Annotated in this window: 22 protein-coding genes; all 22 read left to right on the top strand. The window is 68.8% G+C overall.

The window, feature by feature from the left end:
* Positions 1-12: 12 nt before the first annotated feature.
* Positions 13-1,053, top strand: a complete 1,041-nt coding sequence (locus LC490_RS10715) for a sigma-54 dependent transcriptional regulator (protein ID WP_223620180.1) — start codon at positions 13-15, stop codon at positions 1,051-1,053.
* Positions 1,054-1,271: 218 nt separating this feature from the next.
* On the top strand, positions 1,272-1,538 hold the full coding sequence (locus LC490_RS10710) for a hypothetical protein (RefSeq protein WP_031372343.1): 267 nt from the start codon (positions 1,272-1,274) through the stop codon (positions 1,536-1,538).
* 28 nt (positions 1,539-1,566) lie between these two features.
* Complete coding sequence (locus LC490_RS10705; protein WP_031372342.1) at positions 1,567-3,474, top strand: phage tail sheath subtilisin-like domain-containing protein; 1,908 nt, start codon at positions 1,567-1,569, stop codon at positions 3,472-3,474.
* Between the two features lie 30 nt (positions 3,475-3,504).
* Positions 3,505-4,029, top strand: coding sequence for a phage tail protein (locus tag LC490_RS10700; RefSeq protein WP_031372341.1), 525 nt, complete (start codon positions 3,505-3,507; stop codon positions 4,027-4,029).
* The gene (locus tag LC490_RS10695; protein WP_152566252.1) at positions 4,026-4,808 is read left to right on the top strand and encodes a hypothetical protein; all 783 of its coding nucleotides are present in this window, start codon (positions 4,026-4,028) and stop codon (positions 4,806-4,808) included. Before LC490_RS10700 ends, LC490_RS10695 begins: the two co-directional genes overlap by 4 nt.
* Positions 4,805-5,761 (top strand): hypothetical protein, encoded by a 957-nt coding sequence (locus LC490_RS10690; RefSeq protein ID WP_223620179.1) that lies wholly within the window; start codon positions 4,805-4,807, stop codon positions 5,759-5,761. The genes LC490_RS10695 and LC490_RS10690 overlap by 4 nt, the downstream gene beginning before the upstream one ends.
* Complete coding sequence (locus LC490_RS10685; protein ID WP_223620178.1) at positions 5,758-7,041, top strand: DUF4255 domain-containing protein; 1,284 nt, start codon at positions 5,758-5,760, stop codon at positions 7,039-7,041. Before LC490_RS10690 ends, LC490_RS10685 begins: the two co-directional genes overlap by 4 nt.
* A complete protein-coding gene (locus LC490_RS10680; RefSeq protein ID WP_223620177.1) occupies positions 7,038-9,155 on the top strand; it encodes an ATP-binding protein in 2,118 nt (705 codons plus the stop codon). Before LC490_RS10685 ends, LC490_RS10680 begins: the two co-directional genes overlap by 4 nt.
* A complete protein-coding gene (locus LC490_RS10675; RefSeq protein WP_223620176.1) occupies positions 9,152-9,412 on the top strand; it encodes a hypothetical protein in 261 nt (86 codons plus the stop codon). Before LC490_RS10680 ends, LC490_RS10675 begins: the two co-directional genes overlap by 4 nt.
* Positions 9,409-11,928 carry a DUF4157 domain-containing protein gene (locus LC490_RS10670; protein ID WP_223620175.1) on the top strand — a complete coding sequence of 840 codons (2,520 nt, stop codon included), beginning with the start codon at positions 9,409-9,411 and terminating at the stop codon, positions 11,926-11,928. The genes LC490_RS10675 and LC490_RS10670 overlap by 4 nt, the downstream gene beginning before the upstream one ends.
* A complete protein-coding gene (locus tag LC490_RS10665; protein WP_223620174.1) occupies positions 11,925-12,638 on the top strand; it encodes a hypothetical protein in 714 nt (237 codons plus the stop codon). The genes LC490_RS10670 and LC490_RS10665 overlap by 4 nt, the downstream gene beginning before the upstream one ends.
* 106 nt (positions 12,639-12,744) lie before the next feature.
* Complete coding sequence (locus tag LC490_RS10660) at positions 12,745-13,380, top strand: hypothetical protein (protein WP_223620173.1); 636 nt, start codon at positions 12,745-12,747, stop codon at positions 13,378-13,380.
* 236 nt (positions 13,381-13,616) lie between these two features.
* The gene (locus LC490_RS10655) at positions 13,617-14,171 is read left to right on the top strand and encodes a hypothetical protein (RefSeq protein ID WP_223620172.1); all 555 of its coding nucleotides are present in this window, start codon (positions 13,617-13,619) and stop codon (positions 14,169-14,171) included.
* A 24-nt stretch (positions 14,172-14,195) separates the two neighbouring features.
* Positions 14,196-14,849 (top strand): hypothetical protein, encoded by a 654-nt coding sequence (locus LC490_RS10650; protein ID WP_031372331.1) that lies wholly within the window; start codon positions 14,196-14,198, stop codon positions 14,847-14,849.
* Between the two features lie 66 nt (positions 14,850-14,915).
* Entirely contained in the window at positions 14,916-15,239 is a 324-nt protein-coding gene (locus LC490_RS10645) for a LysM domain-containing protein (protein ID WP_223620171.1), read from the top strand.
* 4 nt (positions 15,240-15,243) lie between these two features.
* Positions 15,244-16,371, top strand: a complete 1,128-nt coding sequence (locus LC490_RS10640; RefSeq protein ID WP_223620170.1) for a hypothetical protein — start codon at positions 15,244-15,246, stop codon at positions 16,369-16,371.
* The gene (locus LC490_RS10635; RefSeq protein ID WP_031372328.1) at positions 16,368-16,910 is read left to right on the top strand and encodes a phage baseplate assembly protein V; all 543 of its coding nucleotides are present in this window, start codon (positions 16,368-16,370) and stop codon (positions 16,908-16,910) included. Before LC490_RS10640 ends, LC490_RS10635 begins: the two co-directional genes overlap by 4 nt.
* 10 nt (positions 16,911-16,920) lie before the next feature.
* Entirely contained in the window at positions 16,921-17,280 is a 360-nt protein-coding gene (locus tag LC490_RS10630; protein WP_223620169.1) for a hypothetical protein, read from the top strand.
* Positions 17,281-17,308: 28 nt separating this feature from the next.
* Positions 17,309-17,665: a GPW/gp25 family protein gene (locus tag LC490_RS10625; protein WP_031372326.1), complete on the top strand. Its 357-nt coding sequence runs from the start codon at positions 17,309-17,311 to the stop codon at positions 17,663-17,665.
* A gap of 19 nt (positions 17,666-17,684) precedes the next feature.
* Positions 17,685-20,195: a putative baseplate assembly protein gene (locus LC490_RS10620; protein ID WP_223620168.1), complete on the top strand. Its 2,511-nt coding sequence runs from the start codon at positions 17,685-17,687 to the stop codon at positions 20,193-20,195.
* A complete protein-coding gene (locus LC490_RS10615) occupies positions 20,192-23,350 on the top strand; it encodes a putative baseplate assembly protein (RefSeq protein ID WP_223620167.1) in 3,159 nt (1,052 codons plus the stop codon). Before LC490_RS10620 ends, LC490_RS10615 begins: the two co-directional genes overlap by 4 nt.
* Before the next feature lie 8 nt (positions 23,351-23,358).
* Positions 23,359-25,611: a hypothetical protein gene (locus LC490_RS10610; RefSeq protein WP_223620166.1), complete on the top strand. Its 2,253-nt coding sequence runs from the start codon at positions 23,359-23,361 to the stop codon at positions 25,609-25,611.
* Positions 25,612-25,619: the final 8 nt, after the last annotated feature.

Here is a 25,619-nt window from a genome sequence, read left to right as displayed (position 1 = left end):
ACGGGACCGTCTATGTCGATGATCGGCGAGTCCGAGCCGATGCAGGCCATCCGGCGCCTGCTGCGACGTTACGCCGGCTGCAATGCCCCGATCCTGATCGAAGGCGAGACCGGTACCGGCAAGGAATTGGCCGCGCGCGAGGTCCACTACGCCAGCCCGCGCAGCCTGGGGCCGTTCGTTCCGGTCAATTGCGGCGCCCTGCCCGATTCATTGCTCGAATCGGAACTGTTCGGCCATCGCCGCGGCGCCTTTACCGATGCGCGTACCAGCGAGCCCGGATTGGTCGAATATGCGAACGGCGGCACCTTGTTCCTCGACGAGATCGACTCCCTGTCCGCGCGTGCGCAGACCATCCTGCTGCGCTTCCTGCAGAACGGCGAGTTTCGCGCGATCGGCGAACGGCCGCTGCGAGTGGCCGACGTGCGTATCGTCGCGGCGACCAATATCTCGCTGCTCGCGGCGGTCGAGGCCGGGCACTTCCGCCGCGACTTGCTGTATCGCCTTAACGCCTTGTATGTGGCCCTTCCGCCGCTGCGCGAACGCGGTGACGACATCGTCCTGCTCGCCCGGCATCTGCTGCGGGAGGTCGTGCGCGACCAGGACATGCCGCCGCGCGAATGGAGTCCTGCGGCGTTGCAGGCGTTGGCCCGGCAACGCTGGCCCGGCAACGTGCGCGAGTTGGAGAACGCGATCCTGCGCGCCTGTCTGCGCTCGGACCGGCTGGATATCGGCGTGGAGGAACTGAGCCTGACCGATGCGACGGCGCATGCCGAAGCGCGGGCGCATGCCGAATCGGCGCTTGTTGCATCCGCGCTTGTCGAATCGGTGCCTGTCGACTCGACGCCGGTCGATCCGATCCCGCACGAACAAGGTTTCGCCTCGGCCAAGCGCCGAGCGATCGAAGTGTTCGAGCGCACCTACCTGATCGGCCTGATGCAACAGGCCAAGGGCAACATCAGCCACGCCGCCGAGATCTCGCGCACCGAGCGCCGGCACCTCGGCAAGCTGCTCAAGCGCCACGGCATCCACGGCGACCGGCTGCGCATCGGCTGAACGCCGCAGGTGTCCGCGCGCACCCGGCGATGTGGGTGCGCGCGCACCCGGATGCCTTCGCCGGCCTCGGCCGCATACCACGCCGCCCTGCCGCCTTCGAGCCGGCTTCGCTCCGTTTTTCATGACCTTGCCGCGACTTCCTCGCCGCTCGCTGCAACCGCGAAGAAGTTGGCACGACGATTGCTTGCTATCCCTCGTCGGAGCAAGGAAACGCAGCAATGACGACGCCGGAGCGAGCGCAGGAACGCGACGCAGAAATCGAAGCCGCCGTGCTCGGCTACATCGGCGCGCATCCGCTCGCCGCCGACACGCTCGACGGCATCGTCCAATGGTGGTTGCCGCAGCAACGCTACGTCACCGCCCACGCGCGCATCGAAGCGACCCTCGAACGGCTGGTCGGCGACGGCGCCCTGCGCCTGCGCCGCCTGCCCGACGGCACCACGCTGTACTCGCTCGGCCGCGCACCGATGCCCCCCGCATTGTGATTCCACGAACCCAGCAAGGAGAATGGTCATGCCAGCTGCGCTCACCTACCCGGGCGTCTACGTCGAGGAGATTCCTAGCGGAGTCCGCACCATCACCGGGGTCGCGACCTCGATCACCGCCTTCGTGGGACGCGCCCGGCGCGGGCCGGTCGACCGAGCGATCGTGATCAACGGCTTCGGCGACTTCGAACGTCGTTACGGAGGACTGTGGCTGCAGAGCCAGCTCGGTTACGCGGTGCGCGATTTCTTCCTCAACGGCGGCAGCCAGGCGATCATCGTGCGCCTGTACGCCTCCACCACCGCCAGCTTCGCCAGTCCCGCCGCCGAAGCGGCCGCGATCGCGGTCGTCGCTGCCGCCACCGGCGACAGCGCCGCCGCAGCGGCCACGGCGGCCGAGACCAAGGCCAACACCTACCCCAACGACCCGGAGAAGAGCGCGGCCAAAGCGGTCGCCCTGGTCGCCAAAGGGGCTTCGGAAGAGCCCGGTGCGACCGCGCAAACGGTGCAGAAGGCGGCCAAGGCCAGCATCGCGCCCGCGCGCGCGCCGCTGACGATCGAGGAACTGTCGCTGGAGGCCGCCTACGAGGGCGCCTGGGGCGGCAAGTTGCGCGGCGAGATCGTCGCCTCGCCCAACGCCGAGGTCGCACTGGCTTTCGGCGTAGCCCCTTCCGCGTTGTTCAACCTGACCATACGCGACGCCAGCCCCGGCGGCGCGGTGGAAACCTATCTCAACGTCACCGTGGTCGAAAGCCCGCGCCGCATCGACCGGGTACTCGAATCCGAGTCGGCCCTGGTGCGGGTCAAGGGCGCCTTGCCCGGTTCGGTCAGCGCCGGCACCGATGCGATCACCACCGCCGAAGCCGAGGTCGGCGATGCCAAGACCGAGCTCGACGACCTGATCAAGGCCGGCGCGTCGCAAGCCGATATCGACGCCGCACGCGCGCTCTGGGAGACCAAGCGCGCGGCGCTGGCGGTGAAATACGAAGAGGCCGACCAGGCCGCCTCCGACGGCGGCCACCTGGGCGCGCTGCACTTCCTGCCCGACCAGGGCATGCAGCTGAAAAAGGGCTTGTACGCGCTCGAACAGTCCGACCTGTTCAACCTGCTGTGCATTCCGCCGTACAAGAGCGTCGACGGCATCCAGTTCGACGCCGAACCGATCGTGCTCTCGGCCGCGACCGCTTATTGCGAACGGCGCCGCGCCTTCCATGTGATCGATCCGCCTAGCGGCTGGACCAGCAAGGAGGCGGCGATCGCCGGCCTGGACACCGTCGCCGACCCGAAGAGCCGCAACGCCGCGATCTTCTTCCCGCGCCTGCGCCAGCCCAACTTGCTGCGCGACAACGGCATCGAGAGCTTCGCTCCCTGCGGCGCGGTCGCCGGCATCTTCGCCCGCACCGACGCCAGCCGCGGCGTGTGGAAAGCGCCGGCCGGTCTCGACGCGACCCTGGTCGGCGTGCCGCAGTTGTCGGTGCCGCTGACCGACGCCGAAAACGGAGAGCTCAACCCGCTCGGCATCAATTGCCTGCGCGCGATGCCGGCCAGCGGCCGCGTGGTCTGGGGCGCGCGCACCCTGCGCGGCGCCGACCAACTCGCCGACGAATACAAATACACGCCGGTGCGTCGCACCGCCTTGTTCATCGAGGAGAGCCTGTTCCGCGGCCTGAAATGGGTGGTGTTCGAGCCCAACGACGAACCGCTGTGGGCGCAGATCCGCCTCAACGTCGGCGCCTTCATGCACAACCTGTTCCGGCAGGGCGCGTTCCAGGGCAGTTCGCCGCGCGACGCCTACTTCGTCCGCTGCGACAAGGACACCACCACCCAGAACGACATCAACCTGGGCGTGGTCAACGTCGTGGTCGGCTTCGCGCCGTTGAAACCGGCCGAATTCGTGGTCCTGCGCATCCAGCAAATCGCCGGCCAGATCGACGTCTGAGTTTCTCATCCACGCCTCAGGAGCACTTCCATGGCCCAGTTCACCGTCAATGCGCAGCGCTTCGACCCGTACAAGAACTTCAAGTTCAGGGTCAAGTGGGACAACAAATACGTCGCCGGCATCAGCAAGGTCAGCGCACTCAAACGCAGTACCGAGGTGGTCAAGCACCGCGACGGCGGCGACCCCAGCAGCAGCCGCAAATCGCCGGGACGCACCGAATTCGAGGCGGTCACGCTCGAACGCGGCGTCACCCACGACAAGGAATTCGAGCAGTGGGCGAACAAAGTCTGGAACTACGGTGCCGGCCTGGGCTCGGAGGTGTCGCTCAAGGACTTCCGCAAGGACCTGATCATCGAGGTCTACAACGAAGCCGGCCAGCTTGCCATCGCCTACAAGGTGTATCGCTGCTGGGTCTCCGAGTTCCAGTCGCTGCCCGATCTCGACGCCAATGCCAATGCGGTCGCGATCCAGCGGCTGAAGCTGGAAAACGAAGGCTGGGAGCGCGACGTCGATGTGGTCGAGCCGGCCGAACCGAGCTTCACGGAGCCTGCATGAGTGCCGCTGGCGCGCCAGCATCGTACGTCGCGACGACCTCCGCCTCGGGCATGATCGAGGCCTTGCTGCGCGTGTGGGAAACCGCGTACTCGGCATCGCCGGCCGAGCGTGCGCTCGGCCTGCTGGCGGCGGTATGGCCCGAATACGATCGTTCGCATTGGCGCGGACTCTGCCTCGGCGATCGCGATGCCTGCCTGCTCCTGCTCCAGAAGAGCTTGTTCGGCGGACGCCTGCGCGCCGTCGCCGCATGCCCGGCCTGCGGCGACCGTCTCGAAACCGACTTCGATGCCGGCGAGGTTTGTCCCTTGCCCGCGCAGATGCCTTCGCCGCGCGAGCCCTTGTTGCTCAAGCACCGCGATTACCGGATCTACTTCCGCCCTCCCTGCAGCGACGACATCGAGGCGCTCGACGACAGCGCCGAGCAGGACGAAAGCGTGGGCCTGCTGTTGCAACGCTGCATAGTCAGCGCGCACTGCGGCCGGGAGGCATTGGCCGCGGCGCAGTTGCCGGCGTCGCTGCGCCGGCGCCTCATCGCCGCGATGGCCGATCACGACCCGCTCGCGGACCTGCAGTTGGCGGTCGAATGCCCCTCCTGTCGGCACGCCTGGTCGGCGTCGCTGGACGTCGCCGGCTACCTGTGGGAGGAACTGGACGACTGGGCGCAAGATCTGCTCGCCGAAGTTCACGTATTGGCGCGCAATTACGCCTGGAGCGAGCGCGACATTCTCGCCATGGCGCCGGCCCGGCGTCGCTTCTATCTCGACATGGTGCAAGCATGAGCGCCCGCAACGACACGGCCGGCGACGTGCGCGGTCCGGCGCGTCCCCGCGCGGATGCCGACGGCTTCCTCGATCGCGTAGTGGCGCGGACACGCCAGCAGACGCCGTTGCTGACCCGTCGTCGGCCCTCGCTGTTCGAGCCACGGCAGCCCTCGGGCCCGGCCCCGGACATCGTCGAATCGATCGTCGTCGCGGCGGCACCGGCGCCCATGCCGTCACTCGCCCGGCCGAATGCAATCGAAGAGCACGCGCAGTTGGAAGGCGCCTCAGCGCTGCCGAGATCCGAAACCGTTCCGCCCGTCGCCACTCCCGCGCCGACCATCGCCGCCTCGGCACCGCCGCCGGTGCCGCTGTCGGTGCCGACGGCAGTTTCCGTCCCGACGGGATCGCCTTACCGCAGCCATCGCCCGGCCGAACACGCCGAATCCGGTTCCACCGCGCAACGCCATCCGCATGCGCATGCGCATCCGAACCGGAACCCACCGATCGGCCCGACCCAGACCGCCGGCGTCTACGAACCCAAGCCGCACAGCGAGCGCATCGAACGTACCGCCCGCGTCGAACACATCGAACGGGTCGAGCGCCTGACCCGCATCGAACATACGCAGTCGCAAATGCAAGCGGACGCTGCGAGGTTGGCCGCCGCCCTGCATGCCCAGGAGCCCGCCGCGGAGCCGCAGCGCTTGAGCGTCCCGGCAGCCCTGCCCAGCCCGATGTCGCGCAGACGCGACGCGGCGCCGGTCGCACCGGTAGCGAACCCGGGCCGCGCGGCCGCGACATCGCTTGCGCCGCTCGCATCGTCTCCGGCGCCGATACAGGTCACCATCGGGCGGCTCGAGGTCGGCGCCCTTGCACCTAACTCAGTGGCGGGTGCATCCGCGCCGGGCCCGACGCGCGAACCGAAACTCGGCCTCGACGACTATCTGCGCCGGCGCCATGGAGGCCGGCCATGAGCAACGCGCTGGCGATCGCTGCGGTCACCGCGGGATTGAAAGACCTGATCGGCAACGGTCTGCTCGGGCTCGATCTGTCGGCGATAGGCAGCGTCAGCGTCAGCGCCCTGCCGCCCGACCGCATCACCACCGGCCAGACCGAGCCCAATCAGCTCAATCTGTTTCTCTATCAGGTCACGCCCAACAGCGGTTGGCGCAATCAGGAACTGCCCGCCCGCGACGGCGCCGGCGCCCGCATGGGCACACCGCCGCTGGCCCTGGACCTGCATTACCTGCTCACCGCTTACGGCGCCCAGGACTTGGCGGCCGAAGCCCTGCTCGGCCTGGGCATGCAGTTCCTGCACGAAACGCCCACCCTGAGCCGTGCGCAGTTGCGCATCGTGCTCGGCCCGCCGACGCCGCCGTTCGGCGACTTCTCCGCATTGAGCCTCGCCGACCAGATCGAGTGGATCAAGATCACCCCGAAGTATCTCAACACCGAAGAGCTGACCAAGCTGTGGACGGCGATGCAGGCGCGTTACCGCCCCTCCATGGCTTACCAGGTATCGGTGGTGCTGATCGAGTCCGACGCCGGTGCGCGCAGCGCGCTGCCGGTGCTCAAGCGCGGCGCCGACGACCGCGGCCCGAAGGCTCTCGCGGCGGCCGCCCCTCGCCTCGACGAAGTCCGTCCGGCGGCATCGGAACTGCTGCCCGCGGCACGCCTGGGCGATGTCCTGCGCTTGCGCGGCGAGCGACTGGTCGCCACCGGTGCGCAGGCGATGTTCGAAGCCGCACGCGGCGGCCTGCAGCAAACCCTGCCGGCGAGCGCGGGCGAAGACGAACATTCCCTGCTCGTGGCGCTGCCGGCGCCCGGCGATGCCGGCGCGCTGGCGGATTGGCGCATCGGGCAATACGCCGTGCGCTTGCGCGGCGAAGCGTCGCCGGGACAACCGGCGCTGCTCAGCAATACCGTGGTATTGGCGCTCGCGCCGTTGATCGAAGTGACTCCGCTGGCCGCACCTACCGGCGATCTCGCATTGACGATCCGGTGCCGGCCGCGCTTGTTGCCGGCCCAGCACGACGGTGTACGCCTCGTATTCGGCGACACCCAGGTGCGGGCCGACAGCATCGACACGCCCGCCGATCCGGCCGAAGCGAGCGTACTGGAGTTCACCGTGCCCGACGTGGCCGCCGGCGACTACCCGGTGCGCTTGCGCGTCGACGGCCTGGACAGCCTGCCCAGCATCGTCGGAGCCGACGGCTTCGAGTTCGACCCGCAACAAACCGTGGTGGTGGCATGACCCCCCGCAGCGACCAGGAGACCGACATGCACGCTCGCGTGGCCGACGAAATGGAACGCTGGGCCGAAGCGAACCAGGCTTACCTTACCGCGTCCCTGCATTGGCTACGGCTGCGGGTGCAGCGTTTGGCGACGGCGACGACGCAAGCGCCGCCGGCCAGCGAGCGCAGCGCGACGCGCTGGTTCGCGCGCGGCGCCGCGGCCGCACCGGTCGAAGTCTCGGCGGTCTCGATACCGTCGACGGCGGACGAGCAAGCCGCGGCCGCGGCGCGCGCGCAGGCGGCGCAGTCCGAACCCGCTCCCGCCCTGCTCTTGCTGGCCGAGCGGCTCGGCTTGAGCCCGTTCGAAACCGACACCCTACTGCTCTGCGTGGCGATGGAACTGGACCCTGCCCTGCCCGACATGATCGCGGCCGTGCAAGGTGCGCCCTATCCCAGTTTCGCGCTGGCGCTGCGCCTGTTCGAGCAACCGGTTTGGGACGCGCTCGCACCGCAGCGCCCCTTGCGTCATCTGCGCCTGATCGAGATCAGCCAACCCGGCGCGACGCCGCTGACCGCGGCCGCGTTGCGCGCCGACGAACGCGTGGTCAATTACGCCAAGAGCCTGAACCTGCTCGACGCACGCCTGGAAGCGCTGCTGCGCGATCAGCAGACCCTGCCGCCGATCGCACCCTCGCAGCAACTGCAGACCGAACAGATCGTGGCCATCCTGCGCGCCCATGGCGCGGAACGCGACGAGAGCGACACCGATCCCGGCCCACTGCCGCTGGTGCAACTGACCGGCGGCGACGCCGGCAGTCGCTACGCGATCGCCGCCCATGCCTGCGCCGCGTTCGGTTGCCGCCTGTATACCTTGCCGGTGCGTTCGCTGCCGACCGTGCGCAGCGAGTTGGAAACCCTGGCCCGGCTCTGGCACCGCGAAAGCCTGTTGCTGCCGGTCGCGTTGTACCTGGATGCCGACGAACTCGATGCCGACAGCGGCGAAACCGCGGACGCTTTGCGGACCTTGCTCGGGCATCCGCTCGGACTCGCCTTCGTCGGTCTGCCGGTTTCGCCACTGCGCGTGGACGGCGCGCAATGGACTGTCGAAGTGCAGCTGCCGAGCGCGGCGGAACAGCATGCGGCCTGGTGCGAGGCACTGCCCGCGGCTGTGCCGGACCGCGAACGCCAGGCCGAGGCGCTGTCCGGGCATTTCCGCCTCAACCTGCAGCAAATACGCGAAGTCGCCGCGAGCGCACCGGCGCGCGGCGGCGATGCCTGGGAGGCCTGCCGCGATCTGTCCGTGTCGCGCCTGGATTCGTTGGCCCAGCGCCTGGAGCCCAAGGCGCGTTGGGAAGACCTGGTGCTCGGCGAGGAAGCCGTCTGCCTGCTGCGCCAGATCGCCGGCCAAGTCCACGAGCGGCACCGCGTCTACCAGCAATGGGGCTATGCCCAGCGCATGAACCGCGGCCTGGGGCTCAGCGCCCTGTTCGCCGGCGAGAGCGGCACCGGCAAGACCATGGCGGCGGAAGTCATCGCCAACGAGCTGCGCCTGCATCTGTACCGCATCGACCTGTCCTCGGTGGTCAGCAAGTACATCGGCGAAACCGAGAAGAACCTGCGCCGCGTGTTCGACGCCGCCGAACAAGGCGGCGCGATCCTGTTTTTCGACGAGGCCGATGCCTTGTTCGGCAAGCGCAGCGAAGTCAAGGACAGCCACGACCGTTACGCCAACATCGAGATCAACTATTTGTTGCAACGCATGGAGGCATTTTCCGGACTGGCGATCCTGGCCACCAACATGAAGTCCGCGCTCGACGGCGCGTTCCTGCGCCGTCTGCGCTTCGTGGTCAACTTCCAGTTCCCCGGGCCCAACGAGCGGGCACGCATCTGGCACAACGCGCTCGCGCCCGGGGTGCCCAGGGAGACGCTCGACTACGACCGCCTCGCCCGCTTCGGCCTGTCCGGCGGCAACATCCACAGCATCGCCTTGAACGCCGCGTTCTCGGCCGCCCAGGCCGGCGTCGCCGTATCGATGCCGCTGCTGCTGGCCTCGCTGCGGGTGGAACTGCGCAAACTCGGCAAGCCGGTCAACGAAAGCGAATTCGCCGCGGGCGCCGGCCGGAGGCCCGGATGAGCGTCAAGCTGCATATCGAGCGAGTGGTCGTGCATGGCGCGAGGATCGGCGATGCGCAGTGCGGCGAGTTCGTACGTGCCTTGACCGACGAGTTGGCGCGCCTGATCGGCGATCGCCGCCTGGCGGACGCACGCAGCGGTGCCTCGCTGGCGCGGCTGACGGCGCCGGCGGTCCGCACCGATGCCGGAACCGCGCGACTGGCGCGCGCCGTCGCCGGCTCCGTCGCCACGGCCCTGGGGCGGGAGATCCGAAGATGAGCAAGAACGCTGCGCTCAAGGCCCCTTCGGCGCTGGCGCCGGTACCGGCGAGTGCCGGCGTCCTCGCGCGCCGCTGCGAATGCGGCAACCACACCATTGCCGGTGCGACCTGCGGCGAATGCGCGCGACATGCGCCCGCCGCCTCGTCGGCACCGGCGGCGGCGAATGCGCGTCCCACCACCAACGCGTCCAACGCAGCCACTCTCGCCGCGATTCCGCCGGGGCCCTCGCTGCAACGCCAACCGTCTGCCTTGCGCGCACCGCCGACGGCGCGTCGACCCGCGCCGGCTTCGCTCGCCGCCACGGTCCTGCCGCAGCGCATCGAAGCTGCGAGCGGGCATGAGCGCGAGGCCGACCATATCGCCGAGGCCGCCGTACAACGGCTCTCCCTGCCGACCGATCCTTCCGCGGGCGAGGACACCGCACAGGCGCCCGCATCGGCCGCGCGCATCGCCGAACTCGGCCCGGGCCGGCCGTTGTCGCAATCGCTGCGCAGCGCGTTCGAGAACGCATTCTCGTGGGACTTCTCCGGCGTGCGCGTGCACACCGGCGACGGCGCGCAGGCCGCGGCCGGCCGACTCGGCGCGCGCGCTTTCACTTATGCGCGCAATCTGATCTTCGGGGACAAGGTCGCCGATCCCGAAGCGGCCGAGCATCGCCATCTGCTCGCGCACGAGCTGACCCACGTCGTCCAGCAGGATCTCGGCGCCGGTGCATTGCCGGCACGATCGGGTTTGTCGCAACACATCGCGGCTGCGCCGATGCAGGCCCAGGCCGCGCCCTTGGTCACCGCCGTCGCCGTGTCCTCGGCCGAGCTCGGCGTCGGCGGCAACGACATCACCGCCACCGCTACGGTCGCCGGTCGTAGCGCGCTGACTTGGACGATCAATCCCGGCGGCGCCGTCCCCGCCGGCGTGTCCGTCGTGGGCGGCGGCCGTCGGGTCAGGATCCGTGCCGTGCAGCCGCCGCCGGGCACGGTGGTCGGCGGCGCGGCGCTGACGATTCGCGCCGAGGTCGCCGGCACGCCGGCCGACAACGCAAACTCCATCGCGGTGCGCTTGGTCCAAGTGACCAGTGCGACCTATGCCGCGGCGCCGGCGTTGGCCCCGGTGCCGGCATTGGTGGCAGGCGCAGCGCCGGCCGGCACCGCCGAGCCCAATCGCGACGGCATCAACGGCAACACCGCCACGGTCAACGCGATCACTGCGCCCGGCGGCCGTCCGGTGCGGGTGACCTTGCGCCGCGCGCTCGGCGCCCGCGTCGCCGGCAACGTCATCACCCCGGGCGCGCAGACCGGCGACATCCGCGTGCGCGTCGCCGACACCGCCACCGGTGCGCGACTCGACGAGACCCAGCCGGTTGCCGCACCGGTGGTCGGCGCTTCCGGCCTGATGGCGGAACTGACCGTCAATGCCGTGCCGACCCGGGTCACCGCGCTGACCTTCGCCGGTGGCGCGGGTCCCTATGGCGTGCAGAACCGCATCACGTTCCGATCCTCCGACGCCGCGCATGCGCCCTTGACCCGCATCGTCGGCGAGCTGATCACCCTCAATCGCAACGATTTCAATCTCGCTCCGGTCAATCCGCCGATCGGCTTCAACAACGCCTTCAATCTGCTCTTGGCCGTGCCGGCGAATGCCTGGGTCGATCAACTGGTCACGCCGGTCGCCCTGCCCAACGTCGCCGACGGGCTGCCGGCCATCGACGTCAATCGCTTCGTCGGACCCGGCGTGCGGCAGTTGCCGCGCTTCTGGAACTTCCGCCAGCGCTTCCAGTACTCGTCGTGGCGCGGCGCCGGCGCGGTGGTCAGCCGCACCTTCGCCGACGGCGTGCACGAACGCTCCCTGCGCGGTTCGCCCACGGCCGGATTCCAGTTCCGCACCGATCACCGTTTCGGCGGCGTTGCCGCTCCACCGCGCAACGATCCCTATGCCGGCAATCCGCTGATCGTGTTCAGCGCGGTGACGGCGACGCCGACCGCCGCCGGCGCGACCGCCTTGGCTGCCGACGGCAGGGCAACGGCTCGGCTGACCGTCGCCTCGACCGTCGCCGCACGCAGTGCCCGATGGAACGTATTGGCGGGCGATAGCGCAGTGACCGCAGGCAATCCCGCCGCGTTGCCGGCGGCGGCGACGCTGACCGCCGGCCTGCGCGCCGGAAATTTCCGCCTGCGCGCGGCCGATACGATCTTCCCCAACCGCCGTGCCGACGGCCGCGTCAGGGTCGAGGCCGTGCGCCTGCGCAACATGCGCGCGGCGCCCAGCCCGGTGCCGGTCGGCGTCTTGACCAGCGTGGTCACCCTCAATGCCAATCCGGGCGGACGGGTGGTGAATTTCATCGTCGATCCCGCCGCCGCCGCGGCAGGCGTCGTCGTGGCCGTCAACGCGGGTCCGCTCGGCGTAGCGGTCGCCGCGACCGTTACACGACCAGCAGGTTTCACCGGCGTGGTCACCGTGACTGCGACCGACTCGGTGCTCGCCGCGCGCAGCGCCACCACCAGGATCCGCTTCAGATGAACATGCGATCCGAACAGCACGAAGCGCTGCAATCGTTCGAGGTCGAGGGGCTGCGCGTGCGCGCAGGTCTGCGCGTCGCCAGTACCCTCCTGCTTGCCGGAGCGCCGATAGCGCTGCACTACTTCGTCGAGGTCGAAGGCCCGGGCCGCCTGCATCTGGCCGTGGGCGGCGACCGCGCCAAGCAACGCCCGGCAGGTTTCGCGTTCCATGCCACCCTGGCCGGCAGCGGCACGACGCTGGCCGACCCTTGTGCCGGCGTACCCGATGTAGGCGGACCGATCGGCCTGGTCGTCGTCGCGGCCGATACGCCATGGCGCCAGAGTTTGCTGCTGAACCAGTTCGTCGCCCTCGAGAACAGCCGCCGCTCCATCGCCGACGGCGAGCACGATCTGTTGACGCTGACCTGCCGGCGCGCCCTGAAGCTGGCGACGAGCGAGGACGGCGCGCTCGACCTGACGCACGCGACGTCGCTGGAACTGACGCTGTCGTTCTTCCTCGAACGCGACGACGCCGCCGTCGCGGCGACCGCGGCCACCCTCGCGCAGGAAGTCTTCGATGGTCCGATCGAACGTCGCGAACCGGCGCTCGCCGAATTGTTCGCGATGCGCGATGCCGCGCGGGTACAAATCCGCGCCCTGACCCAGCATCCGCAGGCGGCCGTGGTCGAACGCGCCAGGCAAGCGCTGGACGCCTTGGAGTCGGTGTCGTGAAACCGCCCGCAGCGACCATGCCGCGACCGTCGCATGCAGCGTTTTCGGCCTGCGGCTGCGCCCACCCGCGCAGAAGCCAAGTATGCGGCTTATTGAGGGGCGACTGATGGAACGCCACGCCATCGAACGCAGCCTGCTCAAACCCGCGAACTCGGCGGCGGCCAGTCCGTTCGCCTTGCGTCCGAACGACACCGAGCAAAAAACCCCCTCTGATGCGTCGCAAATCGTGGCGCGCATGCCGCGCTCCCAGGTCCGGATCGATTCCGCCGACCTGATGCAGCCGGTCTCTTCACAGTCCGGCCGAATGCGTTTGCCCGCCCATATGTCGCTGATCGCGCCCTTGACCAAACCGCGCTCGCCGTTCAAGCCAGCGCCGTCGGCCTGGCCAAGAAAAAAGCTGAAGCTGCCGCTGCCCTCACCGCAGAACAAATTGCCGAAGTGGGTGGAAGGGCCCGAGTCTCCGCCGCGGCTGGAGGTTCCTCGTGTCGACCTCAGCCGCTTGCCGGGCCGCGAATCGCTTGTTCCCAAGTTAGGTCCGAAGGCGGAATGGCTGTGGTCGTTCGTCACTACCCTGTTCGACCAGGATCCGGGCCTGGACCCCGACCCTCTCCACATGTTCGGGCCGTCGGGCAGGACAGAGCTGTTTCAACAGGCTCAAGACGAGCTTAAGGACGAAGGCGAGGGCCACGACTTTCAATTCGAGACAAAATTCGATTTCCCGCCGCGGCGAGGAACCCGCTGATGGAGCGCCATGGCCTTCATCCTCGCCTACGCCGAAAAAACTCCGTTACCGCGGTGCGGGCCTCCGCGGGCCTGAACCTGGCGGCCACCCACGAGTCCAGCCAGCGTCTACCCCACGCGCGGCCATCGGCAGGCGTGGACTTCGCGCGAATCAACGCATACGCGCCGCAAGTCGCACCGCAAGCCGCGCCTCAAAGCGCACGCGCCGAGCCCGATGACACCGCCACGATTCCGCAGGTGCCGTCTTTCGTCCTGCAGCCGCCGTCCCTGCTCTCGCCGCGCCCGCGCTTTCCGCGCCTTTCGCTGGTGCCGCCGCTGCGCTTGTCGCCCCCGCTGCCGGCGACGTCCCTTACTCCTCCGGTACCGGCACCGTCATTGATGCCGCTGCGGTTACCGTTGCAGGCGCAGTTCGGACCGATGGCTCCGCTGAGCGGCCTGGACCCGAATTTCTGGCGACCGCCATCGACCGATATGAACTCTCGTATCGATTGGCTCGGCATCCGCCGCGCCTATAGCGCCCGCGGCAGCTACTTCGGCTCGCGCGATGCGGATTCCTTCGTCGCCGAGGCGCAACGATCGTCCGAGCTGATGCGCACGATCGGCATGCCGGAGCGATTGCGCTTGGGCCCGCTCAACCTCGACTTGCTCAATCTGGGGCTGCGCCTGCAGGCCGACCAGCTCAACGCGCGCGAGAACCCGAACGTCATGGACCGCATGCAATCGGAATGGAAAGTCCACCACCCCAACGATATCAGGACGCCGATTTTCCCGTTCTTCAGTAGAGATTTCTGATCGGGCCGAAAGGGAAACCAGACGATGAGCGGATACCCACGATCACCGAAACTGCTGCGCGGCGGCCTGGTCCTGCTCGACCCCACGAGCGGCAACGTAATCCGCATCATCGGCCTGCAGTACAACCCCGACAGCATGACCCGCAGCCTGCAGATCAAGGGCATCGGCGGCGAATCCGGCGATCGTTCGGAAGCGCTGCGCTTGAAGGGGCCGCCGGCGGAAACGATCAAGCTCGAAGCCGAGATCGACGCCAGCGATGCCCTTGAGGCCGGTCAGGTGTCGTCCACGCTGAGCGGCCTGCATCCGCAGATCGCCGCGATCGAAGCGCTGGTCCACCCTGCCAGCGGCGACCTGTTCGCGGCCAATGCGATCGCGGCGACCGGCTCGCTGGAAATAGCCCCGGCGTTGGCGCCGCTGTCGGTATTCGTGTTCGGCCCCAACCGGATCGCGCCGGTGCGCATCACCGAGCTGAGCATCACCGAGGAGGCCTTCGATGTATCGCTGAACCCGATCAGGGCCAAGCTCAGCATAGGCCTGCGCGTGCTCAGCATCGACGACATCGGGTTCGACAGCAAAGGCGGCGGCTTGTTCATGAGCTACCTGCTGAGCAAGGAGCGCCTCGCGGCGCAGGCGATCGGCGCGGATTTCCGCGCCCTCGGCATTCCAGGCGTGTTCTGACCGCGAGCGGGAGATCGACCGGGACGACGCGGATTTCGATCCGCTGCAACGACGAAGGAGACGGCGATGGCGAACTACGACTTTCCTCCCGGCAGCCGCTACCACGCGGTGCCGGTGGCCATGCGGGTCGGCGATGACGGCACGGTCGTGCCCTATCTGCAACGGCGGTTCCTGCCGCCGCTGGACGGCTTCGTCACCTTGCACGAACACACGGTGGTCGAAGGCGAACGCCCCGACCTCGTCGCCGCACGCGAGCTCGGCGATTCCGAAGCGTTCTGGCGCTTGTGCGATGCGAACAGCGTGATGCACCCCGACGAACTCACCGACACGGTCGGCGAACGCGTGCGCATCACCTTGCCCGACGGCGTGCCGCCGCCGGCACGGGAATAAAGCCATGGTCCAGGGCATCCACCTGACGCTGATGATCGGGCCGGCGGTGCCGGTGCCGGCGCCGCGCGCGGTCGTGGATGCGTTGCAGAGCGTCGAGATCACCAGCGGCAAGGATAAGAGCGGGTTCCAGCTCAGCTTCGGCGTCGGCAAGGACTCGATGCTGTTGACCACCTTGCTGCCGGCCGGCTATTTCGACCCGATCACCACCCGCGTGGTGGTCATGGTCACGCTGGGCGGATTCCCGCACGTGCTGATGGACGGCCTGGTGACGCGGCAGGAGCTCGCGCCGAGCAGCGAACCGGGGCAGTCGGTGCTGACCATCACCGGCGACGATCTGAGCACCGCGATGGACCTGGTCGAACTGGCCCTGCCCTATCCCAACATGTCTTCGACCGTACAGGCCTACCAGATCCTGGCCCGATACGCCGGACTCGGCATCGTGCCGATCGTGATCCCGCCGTTCATCCCCGAACAGCCGATCATGACCAAGAAGATCGAAGCGCAGAACGGCACCGACCTGGAGCACCTGAAGAAGATCGCCGACGACAGCGGCTTCGTCTTCTACGTCGAACCGGGCCCCCTGCCCGGGCAAAGCATCGCCTATCTCGGGCCGAACATCCGCATCCCGGTGCCGCAACCGGCATTGAGCATCAACATGGATGCGCACACCAACGTCGAGTCGATGAGTTTCCAGCTCGACGGCCTGGCCAAAGAGACCTTGCTGGTCAACGTCCACGACCCGATCACCGGGCGCCTGCCGCTGGTGATTCCGATCCCGTCGGTGAACATCTTCCAGCTCCCGCTCGGCGCACGGCCGACGCCGCCGCTGAAGATGGTGATGTCGCACGACACCGGCGGCGACTCGACCGAGTTCACCCTCAAGAAGATGCTCGGCCGCATGCTCAAAGGCGCGGCCAATACGATCACCGTCAGCGGTTCGCTCGACGTGTTGCGCTACGGCCATGTGTTGCGCTCGAAGCTGATGGTCGGCGTGCGCGGCGCCGGGCTGGCCTACGACGGTCTCTACTACGTCGACAGCGTGACCCACAAGATCAAGCGCGGCGAATTCAAGCAGAACTTCGAGCTCAGCCGCGACGGGCTGATTTCCCTGACTCCGAAGGTGCCGATATGAGCGACGGATCCAGCGGCGTACGACTGTATCCGGGCATTTACCGGGGCACGGTCGCCATGAACACCGATCCCGAGTTCCGCGGCCGGCTGCTGCTGACCGCGGTCGACGTGGCCGGCTTCGTGCCGACCACCTGGGCCGAGCCCTGCACGCCGCTGTCCGGGCCGCCCGGCCCGGGCATGGGCGTGTACGCGGTACCGCCGGTCGGCGCCGGCGTGTGGCTGATGTTCGAACACGGCGACGTCAACAAGCCGGTGTGGCTGGGCTGTCGCTTCGACACCAGCGCCGATCCGCCGGCCATGGCCAAGCTCGGCAATCCGGCCGATCCCAACATCGTCATCCAGTCCTTGCTGCAGAACATGCTCATGGTCAGCGACATGCCGCCTACGCCGATCACCGGCGGCATCGTACTCAAGAGCACCACCGGCGCGATGTTGGTGGTCAACGACAGCGGCATCTACATCGACAACGGCAAAGGCGCCTCGATCTACCTGGTCGGGCCGACCATCACCTTCAACAAAGTCGCTATGGCGATCACCTGAGGACGCGGCCATGCCTGGATATCTGTTGCACGCCAACGCCGTCATGACCTGCCAGCACGCAGTCGGTCAGGCCAAGATCGCGCCGGTGCAGACGCGCGTGCTGGTGATGGGGCAACCGGTAGCGACGATCCCGCCGGGCGCGCCGACCATCGTCGTCGCCGGCTGTCCCTTCACCCTGCCTAACGGCAAGCCACAGCCCTGCGTCACCGTGCGCTGGTCGATGCCGAGCGCGCGGGTCGCCGTCATGGGCTTGCCGGCGATGCTGACGCCGGCGCCCGGGCCGGCCCCGGGCATCTGCCAGAGCGCCGAACAGATCCCGCAGGGCGCGCCGATCGTCGGCGCCATGCAGGCCCGCGTGTTCGCGATGTAGCCGCTGCAGCACTAGCCGGAGAATCGCCATGCATCTGGACTTTCCTTTCCATGTCGACGGCCGCGGCCGCAGCGCCGCCACCGATCATGCCGGCCATGTGCGCGACATGATCGAGCAACTGGTGTTCACCCAGGCCGGCGAACGGGTCAACCGGCCCGACTTCGGCAGCGGGCTGTTGCAGTTGGTATTCGCCGGCAACAGCCCCGAGTTGGCCGCGACCGTGCAATTCACCTTACAGGCGGCGCTGCAACGCTGGTTGCAGGACGTGATCGAAGTGCGCGCCTTGCAGGTCAGCGCGCAGGACGCCGCATTGACCGTCGAGCTGAGTTACGTGCTGCTGCGCACCCGCGAAGAGCAAAGCGCGCGCTTCACCCGCGCGATCTGACCGAGGCAGGGATTCCGTCATGACTCTTTCATGCTGCAACGATCCGCGCCGCCAGGATGTCCGCGCCTTCGGCGGACGGGTCGGCCTGGACTTCGTCGAAGTCTCCGCCGACCAGCTCGAACTGCACGTCTATTTTCTCGGCAAGCTGCCGCCCGAGCTCGGCGAGGACGGTCCCGGGCTGCTGCGCCATCTGCGCATCGAAGGCGGCACCCGCATCGTCGACATCGGCATCGTCGACGTCGACCCTCACCCCAGCGGAGAACCCGATGTCGACGATTGGTTGACGGTAGGTCTCGATCGCCGAGGCGACCATTCGCGTTACCGCTTGCGCCTGCTCGACATCGAGGGGCTGGACCCGATGTACGCCAGCGCCGAGTTCTCCTTCAAGGCCGGCTGCCCGTCCGACCTGGATTGCGCGGCGGCTCCGGCCTGCATCGAGGAACCGCCGAACGAACCCGCGTTGTCGTACCTGGCCAAGGACTACGCCAGTTTCCGTCGCCTGATCCAGGACCGGCTCGCACTGGTTTCGCCCGACTGGAACCCGGAGCATGTGCCCGATCTCGGCGTCACCTTGATCGAACTGCTGGCCTATGCCGGCGATTACCTGAGCTACTACCAGGACGCGGTCGCGACCGAGGCCTATCTCGACACCGCGCGCCAACGCATCTCGGTGCGCCGGCACGCGCGCCTGGTCGACTATCGCCTGCACGAAGGCTGCAATGCCCGCGCCTGGGTCGCCATCGAAACCTCGCAAGATCTCGATGTGGCGGTCGCCGACATCACCTTCCTCAGCGGCATCGCCGTCGATGCGCCGGTGCCGCCGTTGCTCGGCGACGAAGCCATGCGCACGCTCGCGTCCGACGATCACGGCCGCTACGACAGTTTCCTGCCGCTGACCAGTGGCGACTCAGGCTCGATCGCCCTGCGCAGCGCGCACAACCGCATCGCGTTCTACGACTGGGGCCGCGACGACTGCTGCCTGCCGCGCGGTGCTACGGCGGCGGTGTTGCGCGACGCATGGGCGCAATCGCAAGGCGAGACACGCGCGCTGGAGCTGAAGGCCGGCGACGTGCTGTTGTTGAAGGAAGTGCTGGGGCCGCGCAGCGGACTCGAGGCGGATGCCGATCCGTCCCATGTCTGGCCGGTGCGGCTGACCCGGGTCGAGGCGATCGAGGACACGCTTTATCCCACCGGTCCCGACGACCCACGGCCGATGCCTCTGCTGCGGGTGCAATGGCATGTCGACGACGCGCTGCCGTTCGCGCTGTGCCTCAGCGCGCTCGGCCCTGCGCCGGGCTGCGCGCGTCTGCGCGAAGTGTCGATGGCGCTCGGCAACGTGGTCCTGGCCGACCACGGCCGTCGCGCCGGCCCCCTCGACCTGGGCACGGTGCCCGAGGCACACGGCCAGGCCGAATGCGAATGCGAGGGCCAACCGTCGGAACTCGTGCAACGGCCCGGCCGCTTCCATTGGCACCTGCCCGATGCGCCTCTGACCCATCGCACCCAGATGCCGGCCGCCAGTCGCGCTGCGTCCGCCAGCCTCGATCAGGATCCGCGCGAAGCATTGCCTTCATTGCGGCTGGACGATGACGAGGGCGGTTCGTGGACGCCGGTGTTCGATCTGCTCGGCAGCGGCGACGAGGACCGCCATGTGGTCGTGGAGATCGACAACCAGGGCCTGGCCCATCTGCGCTTCGGCGACGACGACCTCGGCAAGCGCCCGGAGCCGGGCCGACGCTTCGCCGCCCGCTACCGGCTCGGTAACGGCAGCGCCGGCAACGTCGGCGCCCACGGCATCAACCGCGTGCATCTGCGCGGCGAATGGAGCGGCTTGCAGGTGCGCGTCGACAATCCTCTGCCGGCGCGAGGCGGCATCGACCCCGAGCCGCTGGCGCAGGCGCGCTTGCTGGCGCCCGGCGCGTTCCGCAAGCAACGCCTGCGCGCGATCACCGCCGACGATTACGCGCGCCTGGCCGAACGCGATCTGCGCGTGCAGCGCGCCGCCGGCGAACTGGTCTGGACCGGCAGTTGGTACGAAGCCGACGTGGCCCTGGACCCGTACGGTCGCGTGCCGGCCGACGCCGAGTTGATCGGCGAGGTCGAAACGGCCCTGCACCGCGTGCGCCGCATGGGCCACGACCTGCATGTGGAAACAGCGGTGTACGTGCCGATCGAACTGAGCCTGGAAGTCTGTGCCCTGCCCGGCTACGAGCGCGGCGCGATCAAGGCCGCACTGCTCGAACGCTTCGGTGCCGGTCGCCGCCGCGACGGCCAGCCGGGTTATTTCCACCCCGATCGTTTGAGCTTCGGCCACAGCCTGCGGGCCAGCGCACTGGTGGCCGAAGCGATGGCGGTGACCGGCGTCGAATGCGCTCGCGTGATCCGCCTGCAACGCCTGTACGCGGCCGCCAACCGCGAACTCAAGGACGGCATCCTGCGCTTGGGCGCGCACGAGATCGCGCGCCTCGACAACGACCCCAACTATCCCGAGCACGGCAAGCTCTCGATCTTCGTCGGAGGTGGGCGATGAGCGCTCACGACTGCGGATGCGGCAGCGCCCGCTGTGGCTGCTGCGAAGGCGTCGCGGCGTCGACGCCGGTGGCGCTGGACAACCGGCGCGGACTGCCGGCGCTGGCCTACCGGGTCGGCACCCACGGCCGCTTCCTCGCGAGCATGAAAGCGCGATTGCCGAGCATGGAGGTCGAAGTGCCCGGCGACGGCCGACAGGCCGCGCGCAGCTTGCGGCCCTTGCAGCCGCTGACCACGCGCGATCCGGCCGATCCGGCGATCGCCCTGCTCGACGGTTGGGCCACGGTCTCGGACGTGCTGAGCTTCTACCAGGAGCGCATCGCCAACGAAGGCTATCTGCGCACCGCCGGCGAACGCCGCTCCCTGGTCGAACTGGCGCGCCTGGTCGGTTACGCCCCGCGCGCCGGCGTCTCGTCCAGCGTATTCCTGTCCTACACCGTCGACGACAACCAGGCCGGGCCCGTGGAACTGCCGGTCGGCACCCGCGCGCAGAGCATCCCCGGCCCCGGCGAACTGCCGCAGTCGTTCGAGACCGACGAGGCGCTGCAGGCGCGGCGCGAGTGGAACGACCTGCAGATCCGCCGTGAGCGGCCGCAGCGGATCGAACTGGCCAACGTGCTCGCCCTCGACAGCATCCACGCGGTCGGTGTGGACACCGGCGTCCTGCCCGGCGACCTGTTGCTGCTCCAGTTCGGCGCCTCGGCCACCGCCGTGCACGTCGCACGTCGCGTGGTCGCGGTCGAACCCGACTTCGCCGGGCAGCGCACGCGTTTGCGCCTGCAGCCGCTGCCGCCACTGCAGGACCAGGCGCACCCGCTGTTGCAGATCCTGCAGAACAAACTGGCCTTTACCCAGGACAATCGCGCGATCGAGAACTGCGCGCAGCTGTTGAATGCGCTGCGCCTCGGCGCTCCGCGTCCGCCGATGGACGAATGGGCCGGCCTGCTGAACGGCGGGGTCGAGAACGGCAACGCCATGCAGGCCATCGACGCTTTCGGCGAGGCACTGGCCGAACTCGAACTACCGGGCGCGAGCGCGCCGAACGGCGGGCCCGACGACGCGGTCGAGCATCTGCTGGCGCCACGCCGGCTGCAGGCCGCCAACACCCTGCGCCTGCCGCGCAAACTCGACGAAACCTTCAGTTACGACGCCGATGTGCAGCCGCAACTGATCACCGATTTCGCGCCGACGCTCAAGGACAGTTACTACGCGGCCTGGCGCGGCTCCAGCCCCGAACAGGCGACGCCCTCGTTGACGGCCGTGCACGTGCTCGGCGCCGGCGAGACCCTGTTCGGCGCCGGCTCGTCCAAGCCGATGCCCGGCACCACCAACAACACCATCCCGCCGGTGGAATCGTGGGCGGACTGGGTCTACGAGGACGACGAAAGCGACAGCAACGCCTTCCTCGGCAAGGCCGATCCGCTGCTCGCGATCGGCGACCGGGTCCTGGTCGTGCGGCCACCGCTGCCGACCGAGCTGTTGGCGCGCTATCAGGTGATGCACGTCGCCAGCGCGCATACCGGGCCGCGCAGCGCGTACGGCCTGTCGCAGGAAAGCACCCGGATCGAATTCGGCGCCGAAGGCGAGCCCAACGCCTGGCGCGATGTCGCCGACGGTCAGACCCGCCGCCGGATCGACGAACTGCGCCAGACCTGGCTGCACCCGCAACGGCGCCGGCTGGAGATGGCGGCCGAACCGATTCTCGACGACGTCTCCGGCAGCCGCCTGGAACTGGGCCCGTTGCACGAGCAACTCAAGTCCGGTCGCTGGGTGGTGGTGGAAGGCGAGCGCAGCGACATCCCGGGGGTGCGCGGCGTGCGCGTCAGCGAGCTGATGATGATCGCCGGCCTGGAGCACGGCAGCGACTTCTGGCGTCCCGGCGACCGTCCGCACACCACCCTGCGCCTGGCCACACCCTTGGCCTACGTGTACTACCGCGACGGCCTGCGCATCCACGCCAACGTGGTCGCGGCCAGCCACGGCGAGACCCGCAAGGAGGTGCTCGGCAGCAGCGACGCACGCCGGCCGCTGCAACGCTTCGCCCTGCGCCAACCGCCGTTGACCTGGCGCCCCGCGCCGACCGCCGCGGGCGCGGCGAGCACGCTCAAGGTGCTGGTCAACGAGGTGGAGTGGCAGGAAACCGACAGCCTGGCCGGGCTCGGCCCCGACGCGCGCGCCTACGTCACCGTGACCGGCGACGACGGCGTGACCTCGGTGGTGTTCGGCGACGGCGTCAACGGCCTGCGCCCGCCGAGCGGCTTCGAGAACCTGCGCGCCGAATACCGCAACGGCATCGGCAAGGGCGGCAACGTGCACGCCGGACAGATCTCGCTGTTGATCAGCCGTCCGCTCGGGATCAAGGAGGTGATCAATCCGTTGCGCGCCTCCGGCGGCGCCGACCGCGAAAGCATCGGGCTGATCCGCGAGAACGCGCCGCGTTCGTTGATGGCGCTGGACCGGCTAGTGTCGCTGTCGGACTACGCCGACTTCACCCGCATGTTCGCCGGCATCGCCAAGGCCGTGGCGGCGCGGCTCAGCGACGGCGTGCGCGAAGTGGTGCACATCACCGTCGCCGGGGTCGACGACATGCCGCTGGACCCGAACTCCGATCTCTATCGCAACCTCATGCAAGCCCTGCGCGAACTCGGCGACCCCGCCTTGTCGGTGCAGGTGGCCATGCGCGAACGCATTGCCCTGGTGCTGCAGGCGCGGCTGCGTCTGTTGCCGGGCCATCGCTGGGAGCCGGTCGCGACCGCGGTACGCGAGCGCCTGCTGGAACGCTTCGGCTTCGACCAACGCGCCCTGGCCCGGCCGGCCCTGCTGTGCGAGATCGTCGCGGCGATGCAGTCGGTGCGCGGCGTCGACTGGGTCGACGTCGACAGCTTCGGCGGTATCCCCGAGACCGTCATCGACTGGCAGAGCGACCAACGCCGGCTGATAAGCCAGGACGAGATCACCGACATCGTCCAGGCCATCGTCTACGGCGACAGCGACAGCGGCTTCAACGGCAACGACGAACAGCCGATACCGGTCCAGCCGCCCGCCCGCGTCGAGGCCGGCCCCGCCGAGCCCGATGGCGACACGATCCGTCCGGCGCGGCTCGCCTGCTTCGTGCCGAACGTGCCCGACACCCTGATCCTCAATCCGGTCCAGTGAGCGACGACATGGACATCCCTTCGCTGCACATCGAACCGCGCATCGACCGCCTGTACCGGCTGCTGCCGACGATCCACCGCATCCGCGACATCGAACAGGGTTATCCGCTGCAGGCCTTGCTGCGTGTGATCGCCGAGCAGATGAACCTGGTCGAGGACGATATCGCGCAGTTGTACGACAACTGGTTCATCGAGACCGCCGACGACTGGGTCGTGCCCTACCTCGCCGATCTGATCGGCTATCGCCCGGTCGACGCCGCCGGCGCACCGGTGCAGCGCCGCGACGAAGCCGGGCGCGCACTCGAACGCGCGCTGGTGCCGCGGCGCGAGGTCGCCCAGTCGATCCAGCATCGTCGCCGCAAAGGCACGGTCGCCCTGCTCGAAGACCTGGCCCGCGACGTCGCCGGCTGGCCGGCGCGCGCCGTCGAGTTCTTCCAGCGCCTGGACCGTGCCCAAAACCTCGATCACCTGCACCTGCACCGGCTCGGCACTGCTTCTCTGCGCGATATGGCCGCTTTGGATCTGTGCGGCGGGCCGTTCGACCCGCTTGCGCACAGCGTCGACGTGCGCCGGATCGCTTCGCCGCGTCGCCCGGGGCGCTACAACATCCCCAGCGTCGGCGTGTTCGCCTGGCGCATGCGCAGCTATCCGGTCACCCGCACACCCGCCTACTGCGTCGAGGATGCCGGCCCGCATTGCTTCACCTTCAGCGTGCTGGGGCAGGACGCGCCGCTGTACCGCAAGCCGCGCCCGGAACCGGACCGCCACCATCTCGCCGGCGAGGAGAACCTGCCGATGCCGCTGCGTCGGCGTGCCCTGGAACGGCATCTCGACGACGAATACGGCATCGGCAAGAGCCTGGCGGTGTGGGCCGAACGCTGGGCCGGCCACGACGCCAACGAACCGCTCCCGGTCGGCGCGATCGTGGTCGCCGACCTCAGCGGCTGGCGTTATCGCGTGCCGCGCGGCAAGGTCGCGATCGATCCGGTGCTCGGCCGGCTGATGTTCCCGCCGAACCAGATTCCGAAGAAAGGCGTGCGCGTCAGCTATCACTACGGCTTCGCCGCCGACCTCGGCGGCGGGGAGTACCGGCGGACGATGCGCCGACCGGCGCAGGACTACCGCCTGTATCGGGTCGGCGAGTCCGGCGCGCACGACGCTTCGGCCGACGCCCCCGCGCCGGTGCCGCGCATCGCCGACGCCCTGCGCCTGTGGCAGGAACAGTCGCCGCAGCACGCGGTGATCGAACTGATCCACAGCGGAGTCTGGGTCGAACCGCTGCATATCCGGTTGCGACCGGGGCAGTCGCTGAGCTTGCGCGCAGCCAACGGTGTGCGTCCGGTGATCCGCCTGATCGACTGGCAGACCGACCTGGCCGATGCGCTGACCGTGGAGATGGACGTCGGCAGCCGCTTCGCTCTCGACGGCATCCTGCTGACCGGACGGCCGTTGCATGTGTCCGCGCCGCGCGAGCCCGAGACCTACGCCGAACAGGCCGCACGGCAACCCGATTGCGCCGCCGAGCTGTCGATCCGCCACTGCACCCTGGTACCCGGATGGGGCATCGGTTGCGGCTGCGAACCCGACCGCCCGGCCGAGCCCAGCCTGGAGTTGTACAACTTGCGCGCCAAAGTGCGGATCGAACGCAGCATCGTCGGCTCGATCCAGGTCCAGCAGGACGAGGTCGGCAGCGATCCGATGCCGCTGACGATCGAAGACAGCATCGTCGATGCCGCCGGCCCGCGCCAGGAAGCGATCGGCGCGGCGACCTCGGTGGTCGCGCATGCGCGTCTGAAGCTGCTTCGCTGCACCGTGTTCGGCACGATCGAGGCGCATGCCTTGGAATTGGCCGAGAACTGCCTGTTCAACGACTGCCTCAACGTCGCCCGCCGCCAGATCGGCTGCGTGCGTTTCAGCCACGTGCCCTGCCACTGCCGCACGCCGCGACGCTACCGCTGCCAACCCGATGGCGCGATCGCCGCGGTGCGCGAACGCAAGCTGCCGGCGCCGCTGGAGCAGCGCGAGATCGCCGCCGAACGCCTGCGGGTGCGGCCGCGCTATCGCTCGCGCCGCTACGGCCGGCCCGGCTATGCGCGGCTGCTCGATCACTGCGCGCCGGAGATCCTGCGCGGCGCCGACGACGAATCGCAGATGGGCGTCTACCACCACCTCTACGAGCCGCAACGCGAGGCCAACCTGCGCGCGCGGCTCGACCAATACACCCCGGCCGGCATGACCGTCGGACTTCTCTTCGCCGATTGACCTGGAAG

The sequence above is a fragment of the Lysobacter sp. ESA13C genome (genome assembly GCF_019970005.1).
GTDB classification, from domain to species: Bacteria; Pseudomonadota; Gammaproteobacteria; order Xanthomonadales; family Xanthomonadaceae; genus Lysobacter; species Lysobacter antibioticus_B.
The sequence above is the reverse complement of the archived record's forward strand: the minus strand, read 5'-3'. Positions and strand labels throughout refer to the sequence as shown.

What these genes read in the sequence shown, in the direction of transcription:
- LC490_RS10715 (WP_223620180.1), top strand. Translation starts at nt 13, where the DNA reads ATGTCGATGATCGGCGAGTCCGAGCCGATGCAGGCCATCCGGCGCCTG.
- LC490_RS10710 (WP_031372343.1), top strand. Translation starts at nt 1,272, where the DNA reads ATGACGACGCCGGAGCGAGCGCAGGAACGCGACGCAGAAATCGAAGCC.
- LC490_RS10705 (WP_031372342.1), top strand. Translation starts at nt 1,567, where the DNA reads ATGCCAGCTGCGCTCACCTACCCGGGCGTCTACGTCGAGGAGATTCCT.
- LC490_RS10700 (WP_031372341.1), top strand. Translation starts at nt 3,505, where the DNA reads ATGGCCCAGTTCACCGTCAATGCGCAGCGCTTCGACCCGTACAAGAAC.
- LC490_RS10695 (WP_152566252.1), top strand. Translation starts at nt 4,026, where the DNA reads ATGAGTGCCGCTGGCGCGCCAGCATCGTACGTCGCGACGACCTCCGCC.
- LC490_RS10690 (WP_223620179.1), top strand. Translation starts at nt 4,805, where the DNA reads ATGAGCGCCCGCAACGACACGGCCGGCGACGTGCGCGGTCCGGCGCGT.
- LC490_RS10685 (WP_223620178.1), top strand. Translation starts at nt 5,758, where the DNA reads ATGAGCAACGCGCTGGCGATCGCTGCGGTCACCGCGGGATTGAAAGAC.
- LC490_RS10680 (WP_223620177.1), top strand. Translation starts at nt 7,038, where the DNA reads ATGACCCCCCGCAGCGACCAGGAGACCGACATGCACGCTCGCGTGGCC.
- LC490_RS10675 (WP_223620176.1), top strand. Translation starts at nt 9,152, where the DNA reads ATGAGCGTCAAGCTGCATATCGAGCGAGTGGTCGTGCATGGCGCGAGG.
- LC490_RS10670 (WP_223620175.1), top strand. Translation starts at nt 9,409, where the DNA reads ATGAGCAAGAACGCTGCGCTCAAGGCCCCTTCGGCGCTGGCGCCGGTA.
- LC490_RS10665 (WP_223620174.1), top strand. Translation starts at nt 11,925, where the DNA reads ATGAACATGCGATCCGAACAGCACGAAGCGCTGCAATCGTTCGAGGTC.
- LC490_RS10660 (WP_223620173.1), top strand. Translation starts at nt 12,745, where the DNA reads ATGGAACGCCACGCCATCGAACGCAGCCTGCTCAAACCCGCGAACTCG.
- LC490_RS10650 (WP_031372331.1), top strand. Translation starts at nt 14,196, where the DNA reads ATGAGCGGATACCCACGATCACCGAAACTGCTGCGCGGCGGCCTGGTC.
- LC490_RS10645 (WP_223620171.1), top strand. Translation starts at nt 14,916, where the DNA reads ATGGCGAACTACGACTTTCCTCCCGGCAGCCGCTACCACGCGGTGCCG.
- LC490_RS10640 (WP_223620170.1), top strand. Translation starts at nt 15,244, where the DNA reads ATGGTCCAGGGCATCCACCTGACGCTGATGATCGGGCCGGCGGTGCCG.
- LC490_RS10635 (WP_031372328.1), top strand. Translation starts at nt 16,368, where the DNA reads ATGAGCGACGGATCCAGCGGCGTACGACTGTATCCGGGCATTTACCGG.
- LC490_RS10630 (WP_223620169.1), top strand. Translation starts at nt 16,921, where the DNA reads ATGCCTGGATATCTGTTGCACGCCAACGCCGTCATGACCTGCCAGCAC.
- LC490_RS10625 (WP_031372326.1), top strand. Translation starts at nt 17,309, where the DNA reads ATGCATCTGGACTTTCCTTTCCATGTCGACGGCCGCGGCCGCAGCGCC.
- LC490_RS10620 (WP_223620168.1), top strand. Translation starts at nt 17,685, where the DNA reads ATGACTCTTTCATGCTGCAACGATCCGCGCCGCCAGGATGTCCGCGCC.
- LC490_RS10615 (WP_223620167.1), top strand. Translation starts at nt 20,192, where the DNA reads ATGAGCGCTCACGACTGCGGATGCGGCAGCGCCCGCTGTGGCTGCTGC.
- LC490_RS10610 (WP_223620166.1), top strand. Translation starts at nt 23,359, where the DNA reads ATGGACATCCCTTCGCTGCACATCGAACCGCGCATCGACCGCCTGTAC.